Here is a 5,921-nt window from a genome sequence, read left to right on the forward strand (position 1 = left end):
CTTTCCCCATTCCCCACTCCCCATTCCCCACTCCCCATTCCCCAGATATGCAAACCGATAATTCTGATTTTACCTTCGATTCTCAGCGGCAAATGCTTTTGATCGGGCGATCGCACCGTCAAAGCTTTTTTATCCAATTTTCGATTTTGACGCTTTTAGGATGGATGGTAGGTGGAATTGCCAGCATCGCTTTAGAAAAAATTATTACCGAAAGCATACCACCAAGCATTTTCCAGCAATATCTGACGTGGTACTATGCGGGTAAAAGCTTCAGTAGTAATTTAATTTTTGCCTTAATTTTTGGTGCAGATCAAGCGATCGTCATGCGACAATATGTATCCGGTTGGTTGTGGCTGCTGGCTACCAGTTTCGGTTGGCTGATTGCCAATAGCGTTTCTACAGCATGGATTAGTTATGTTAGTGCGATCGCTGCATCATCAAATTTAACTTTATCTCCTAATCAAACTGTGATTTTGGGCATTTTGTCAACTTTTTTATATATTTTTTCTGGGATTTGGCTGGGGTTTTGCCAATTTATGGTGTTACGACGTTACACAAAAGGTGCTTGGTGGTGGACTTTTTTACCCTCAGTTTCATTTTTCTTGATCAGTATCTCGATTTGGTTGCTAACGAAAGTGCAAGATTTTATTCCCGAAGCAAACCGAACTCAGATATTGTATTTGAGTGGACAAGGACTTACTGCGGTGATTCTGGGAGTTGTACCAGCCATTGGGTTGTGTAGACTGAAAAAATCGCGTCACACTAAGGATCTTTCTAGTTCATTATCATAACTAGGAGTATAATTGCTGGACATTAAGATTGAGGTGAAAAAATATGAATAAAGATAACCAGTTACAAGATATTGTAAACCCACCAATTGCTGAGAAAAAACCGCAAGTTTTAGAGTTACACAACGATCGCCGAATTGACGATTACTTTTGGCTGCGGGATATCGACAACGATAAAGCGATCGCTTATCTGGAAGCCGAAAACGCTTACACACAAAGAATGATGCAACATACTGAAGCTTTGCAAACAAAGCTTTATAATGAGATGTTGGCGCGAATTCAAGAAACTGACTTATCAGTGCCATTCCGCAAAGATGATTATTACTATTATTCTCGCACCGAAGAAGGAAAATCTTACCCAATTCACTGTCGCAAAAAAGGTAGTCTCGACGCAATAGAAGAAGTACTTCTAGACCAAAACGAACTAGCAGAAGGACATGATTTTTTCAGCTTAGGTGTATTTGAAATCAGCCCTAATCATCAAATATTAGCTTATTCAACTGATACTAGCGGTTCTGAACAATACACGCTTTTCTTTCTGGATTTGAACACATTTCAGTTGTATTCAGAAACTATACCGGAAACTTATTTATCTGTAACTTGGGTAAACGATAATCAAACGGTATTTTACACGAAAATCAACGCGGCAAATCGTCCTTATCAACTATTTCGCCATACTTTACAAACACCGACAACTGAAGATGTTTTAATTTACCACGAACCAGATGAAATTTACAATTTAGATGTAGGCAAAACCCGTAGTGAAGCATACATCTTAATGATGTTGTCAAGTAGCATCACCACAGAAATTCATTATTTAGATGCGAATAATCCTACTGGTGATTTTCAGATTATTCATCCACGCACTACAGGGATGGAATACGATGTTGAACATCACAGCGATTATTTTTACATCGTCACAAACGATGAAGCAACCAACTTTAAATTGGTGAAAACCCCGGTAGCAAAGCCGAATCAAGAAAATTGGCAAACTGTAATTCCTCATCGGGAAGATGTGATGCTATCAGGAATAAGTTTGTTTACCAATCATTTGGTAATTTATGAAAGAAAGGCAGGATTGCAAACTGCCAGAGTGCAAAACTTATCTACAGGGAAGGAAAGTAATATTACTTTTCCAGAGCCTACATATACCTTTTATGAAGCAAATAACCCAGAATTTAACACGCATATTCTGCGTTTCAATTACACCTCTTTAATCACACCGTTATCTGTGTTCGACTACGACATGGAAACAGATAACCGAGAGTTGAAAAAAGAAACGGAAGTCCTCGGAGGCTATGATAAAAGCCACTATAAAAGTGAGTGGCTGATGGTTACAGCCAAAGATGGAACACAAATCCCCATATCTATTGTTTACAAACAAGGAACCAACAAAGATGGTAAAAATCCCTTGTTTCTTACCGGATATGGTTCTTACGGTTATTCTTACCCGGTGATGTTTTCATCAACTCGATTAACGCTGTTAGATCGGGGAATAGTGTATGCGATCGCTCATATTCGTGGTGGTGAAGAAATGGGACGAAAATGGTATGAAGATGGTAAATTTTTGCAGAAAAAAAATACCTTTACAGATTTTATCGCATGTGCAGAATATTTGATTGCCGATAAATGGACTCAGAGCGATCGCTTAGTTATTTCCGGGGGTAGCGCAGGTGGTTTATTGATGGGTGCAGTAATTAATATGCGTCCGGAACTTTTCAAGGTAGTAGTTGCTGATGTCCCATTTGTAGATGTCGTCACTACTATTTTAGATACTTCCTTGCCCCTTTCGGCGATGGAATGGGAAGAATGGGGTAATCCCAACGACAAAGTTTATTACGACTACATGAAATCTTACTCGCCCTATGATAACGTTGAGGCGAAAGATTACCCAGATATGCTAATTACCGCCGGTTTAAATGATTCTCGCGTCAAATACTGGGAACCAGCCAAATGGACAGCAAAGCTAAGAGAATTGAAGACAGATAACAATATTCTCTTACTTAAAACTAACATGAGTGCTGGACATGGTGGTGCATCTGGACGTTATGAAAGCTTGAAAGAATTAGCTTTTGATTACGCTTTTATTTTGGATCGCTTAGGTTTGGGAGATATTGAATGCTAACTTCACCTGTGCATAACAGCTTTGAGGTTAACTGAGAAAAAACTATCCCGATACTTTATTCTGTAAGTGAATTCTGCACTCAAAACATTCTCTAAAAATTTGAGTGCAGCTTGCTATCTTGCTGCTGTGGTCTTCATCGCATAAAGTTTATACATAATATTGAAGTCGGGACTAAAGATAATTTTTTCACTATTTAATAAAATATTAGATTCTTGCAAAAGGATGTCTAAAAGAGGACATTGTTCGTGGTATAATCTAGCAGAAAAAAGATAAAAATTGTGGTTGAATTTTTGTAGAAAAAGTTATGGTTTCACTTTCTCCTACACCTTCATTAAGTAGCTATTGGCAAGATGCTTTTAATTTAAAGCAGCATCTACAGGAATTTCTGCTTTTAGATTCAGAAACACTAGAAAAGAAGTTAGAAACAGGTCAACAACAGCTGGCAGAGTTAAGCCACAAAGATTTTGATTGGGAAAAAGCAACTGCTTTTTATAGTGAGAAGGTAGGAGAGTTTTACTTATTTGAACTGGGAGCATGGCATCTAGGAAGTCGTGACTATATTGGGAATACGCTGCGGTTGATTGCAGATCATGCCCAAGGTCGAGTGTTAGATTTTGGGGGTGGTATTGGGACTCATGCAATTGCCACTGCCCTTTGCCCTCAAGTTGAGCAAGTGATCTATTGCGATATTAATCCCATTAATTTTGATTTTGTTCGGTATCGTGCCGAGCAGATGGGGTTGAGTAAAAAAATCTTTTGTTGCCATGAGGTGTCCCCAAAAGAGACTTTTGATACAATTATGTGCTTTGACGTTTTAGAGCATTTACCAGATCCCACCCAGCAGTTACTACAGTTCCATCAAGCTTTGACACCTAAAGGCAATATTATCCTAAACTGGTATTTCTTTAAAGGTTTTAATGAAGAGTTTCCCTTTCACATAGATGACATTAAAGTAGTAGACACCTTCTTTGAGACACTTCAAAGTAACTTCTTAGAGGTTTTTCACCCTTACTTGATTACAGGTCGTTGCTACCGGAAGTGGGGTTAAGTTGATAGCTTTTTTTCCCAAAAAGGCGATCGCCTTTTGGGAAAAACCTTTTGGTTTACTGATAATCCCAAAAAAAGTACACTATATACTTAAATGTATAAAAAAGATGAAAGGTATTACCCAATGCAAAAGTTATCTTCACTTCTGTGTGCTTTGTGCGTCAGTGTTAGTGCGATTGCTTGGGCTGTTCCAATACAAGCACAAACTATGGATAAATCTGCTTTTCCTAAAAAGGCGATCGCTCAAAATAATCAAGTTAGCAACCAAGCCGATAAACAAGCAATTATTAGAGCATACCAAGCTATAGATGCAGCCTTCGAGCGTAAAGACCTTAACCAATTATATTCTTACTATGCCCCGGAGTATAGTGGTATTGGACTTGACGGAAAGATCACAAATTTACAGCAACAAAGTCAGGGAATACAAAAGCTTTTTTGGAATATAGGTAAAATCAAGGCTCGCGATGAAATTAAACAGATTCAAATTAATGGGCAGACTGCGACAGTAGTCGGTGTTGGATATATTAGCGGAATTGCAACAGACCCAAAAAATCCTCAAGTTAATAAGCCTTTTTCTTTAGAAAGTACATATCAAGATATCTGGAAACGTACTAGCAGTGGATGGAAACTGACAATTTCCCATACTTTCTCGCTAAAAAATACGTCTACAGAAAATGCCTCTACTAGACCTAGACAGCAAGGTAATCCAAGAAGGAATTCTCGTACTTACGAACAAGCTTATAGCCAAGCTTCAACACTTGTTTACAGTTGCCACAGGGACAAAAGATTAGACGATTGTGACAAATTAAATCAAATTGAAAGCACGTTGGCAAATTGGTGTGCTCAAAATGACCCTCAAGCATGTCAAATTCAGGAATTGGTACTCATACTCGATTCCAGGGTGCAATCACTCGATTCCACGCTGCGAACAATCGAAAGCACTACAGCACCTAGGTAATCCGGTTTAGAACTGCGTTTTAGTTCTGCGGATGAAGCAAATAAAAGTTGCGGGACTAGAATGCTTTGTACATCGACCACTATGCTTGTTATGCGTTGCCCGAAACCCTTAATTAGACGTTGCATGTGCTACGTCTGGAACGTCTTTTCTACCAGATGTCTTTTGTGCATAAAAAGTGTAGTTGCACAAACTGGTTTGGATATAATTAGTTAGTACCCTAGCACCCATTATTGTCGGTAGGGTGTAATTTTTTTTGAGGTGCTGTAATGGCTTCATTCTCCGAATTCGACAGTCCCCTATCTCCGGAAACCGACAATACGAGGGTTGTTTCACCATTTCCAGGAATGAACCCATATTTAGAAAATCCACTATTTTGGTCAGAAATTCATTAGAACCAGCAAGTTAATGAACCGATGCTCCTATACTCAAAATACCATGCTCTGCATCCAAAGTTGCCATAACACCGACTGGTAAAGCTGCATTGGGTGCTTCGTGACCGAATGGTAAATTGGAGACAACGGGAATACCCAAATCGCCCAAGCGATCGCGCAAAACTTCCTCTACACTCAAGCTAGGAACATCAGCCGGTGCTTCACATTTCGTAAAGCTACCCAATGCAATTCCACTAACTTTTGATAAAGCTCCACTCATCCGCCATTGTGTCAACATTCTATCAATGCGGTAAGGTGCTTCTGTCACATCTTCAAATGCCAAAATCACATTATCTAAATTTGGTAAAAATGGCGTATTTAATAGATGAGTCGCTACCGTCAAATTAGCTGGTAGTAAAATTCCCTTAGCTATACCTCCACCCCAACCACAACCTTTTAAAGGGGCAATAGAACGACCTTCCACCCAATCGAACAAACGCTGAACTGACCAATCTGGTTCTGATGATAAAGTTGTCAGTACAGGTGCATGAACCCCAGAAATTCCAACTTTTTCCAAACTCCACAATAGCGCAGTGATGTCAGAAAAGCCGATTAGCCACTTGGGGGGAGTG

The 5,921-nt window shown here is 39.3% G+C and carries 6 protein-coding genes; 5 read left to right on the top strand and 1 reads right to left on the bottom strand.

Annotated features, from left to right (window positions below; translation table 11 throughout):
• The 5 genes from OGM63_RS08170 to OGM63_RS29765 form a co-directional block, all read left to right on the top strand.
• On the top strand, positions 1–791 hold a 791-nt coding region (locus OGM63_RS08170; RefSeq protein WP_263745018.1), incomplete at its 5' end, for a hypothetical protein.
• Between the two features lie 43 nt (positions 792–834).
• Positions 835–2,913: a S9 family peptidase gene (locus OGM63_RS08175; protein ID WP_263745019.1), complete on the top strand. Its 2,079-nt coding sequence runs from the start codon at positions 835–837 to the stop codon at positions 2,911–2,913.
• A gap of 304 nt (positions 2,914–3,217) precedes the next feature.
• Positions 3,218–3,961: a class I SAM-dependent methyltransferase gene (locus OGM63_RS08180; RefSeq protein ID WP_263745020.1), complete on the top strand. Its 744-nt coding sequence runs from the start codon at positions 3,218–3,220 to the stop codon at positions 3,959–3,961.
• Between the two features lie 123 nt (positions 3,962–4,084).
• Positions 4,085–4,918 (top strand): YybH family protein, encoded by an 834-nt coding sequence (locus tag OGM63_RS08185; protein ID WP_263745021.1) that lies wholly within the window; start codon positions 4,085–4,087, stop codon positions 4,916–4,918.
• 266 nt (positions 4,919–5,184) lie between these two features.
• A complete protein-coding gene (locus tag OGM63_RS29765) occupies positions 5,185–5,310 on the top strand; it encodes a DUF4058 family protein (protein WP_375340467.1) in 126 nt (41 codons plus the stop codon).
• 10 nt (positions 5,311–5,320) lie between these two features.
• Here the strand turns inward: OGM63_RS29765 and OGM63_RS08190 are convergent.
• Positions 5,321–5,921: S66 peptidase family protein (locus tag OGM63_RS08190; RefSeq protein WP_263745022.1), on the bottom strand; the 601-nt coding region annotated here is incomplete at its 5' end.

This window comes from Plectonema radiosum NIES-515, assembly GCF_025753815.1.
Taxonomy (GTDB): domain Bacteria; phylum Cyanobacteriota; class Cyanobacteriia; order Cyanobacteriales; family Nostocaceae; genus Hassallia; species Hassallia radiosum_A.

What these genes read in the sequence shown, in the direction of transcription:
- OGM63_RS08175 (WP_263745019.1), top strand. Translation starts at nt 835, where the DNA reads ATGAATAAAGATAACCAGTTACAAGATATTGTAAACCCACCAATTGCT.
- OGM63_RS08180 (WP_263745020.1), top strand. Translation starts at nt 3,218, where the DNA reads ATGGTTTCACTTTCTCCTACACCTTCATTAAGTAGCTATTGGCAAGAT.
- OGM63_RS08185 (WP_263745021.1), top strand. Translation starts at nt 4,085, where the DNA reads ATGCAAAAGTTATCTTCACTTCTGTGTGCTTTGTGCGTCAGTGTTAGT.
- OGM63_RS29765 (WP_375340467.1), top strand. Translation starts at nt 5,185, where the DNA reads ATGGCTTCATTCTCCGAATTCGACAGTCCCCTATCTCCGGAAACCGAC.